Below are 956 nucleotides of genomic sequence, written 5' to 3' on the forward strand. Positions count from 1 at the left end.
GCTGCAGGTGCAGGACGGCACCAACCTGATCACCCTGAACAACAGCGGTATCACCGATCTGGCCGGCAACAGCGGTACTGGCACGACCAATTCGCCTAACTACACCGTCAACACCGTGCTGCCGACGGCCACCATCGTGGTTGCCGACACGGCCTTGGCGGTCGGCGAAACCAGCTTGGTCACAATCACCTTCAGCGAGGCGGTGAGCGGCTTCAACAATGCCGACCTGAGCATTGCCAACGGCACGCTCAGCACCGTCATCAGCAACGATGGTGGTCTGACCTGGACAGCCACGTTCACGCCATCGAGCAACGTCGATGACAGTACGAACCTGATTACCCTCGACAACACCGGTGTGATGGGGGTGTCCGGTAATACCGGCATCGGCAGCACCGACTCGAACAATTTCGCCATCGACACCCAGCGCCCGACTGCGACTATCGTGATCGCTGACAGCGCCCTGAGCGTCGGCGAAACGTCGACCGTCACCGTCACCTTCAGCGAGGCGGTGACCGGCTTTACCCGGGCCGATCTGAGTGTCAGCGTTGGCCAGCTGAGCAATTTCATCAGCAGCGATGGCGGGGTGACCTGGACTGGCACCCTGACCCCCGACAGCAACATCTCCAACACCAGCAATGTGATTGTTCTGGACAACACTGGCGTTGCCGACCTGGCCGGCAACAACGGCAGCGGCACGACCGACTCGAACGCCTTCGCCGTCGATACCCAGCGCCCGACTGCGGTGATCAGCATGGCCGACACGGCGCTGAGCGCTGGCGAGAGCACGTTGGTGACCTTCACCTTCAGCGAAGCGGTGAACGGCTTCAGCAACGATGACCTGAGCGTGGCCAACGGCACCCTCAGCGATGTAACCAGCATCGACGGCGGCATCACCTGGACGGCGTTGTTCACGCCGACGCTGCAGGTGCAGGACGGCACCAACCTGATCACCCTGA

Annotated in this window: 1 protein-coding gene; it reads left to right on the forward strand. The window is 61.9% G+C overall.

Annotated elements, in window-relative coordinates:
* On the forward strand, positions 1–956 hold a 956-nt coding region (locus IDM28_RS23685), incomplete at both ends, for an Ig-like domain-containing protein (RefSeq protein WP_262500196.1).

This window comes from Pseudomonas sp. EZ-C24 (genome assembly GCF_014525325.1).
Classification (GTDB): domain Bacteria; phylum Pseudomonadota; class Gammaproteobacteria; order Pseudomonadales; family Pseudomonadaceae; genus Aquipseudomonas; species Aquipseudomonas shirazensis.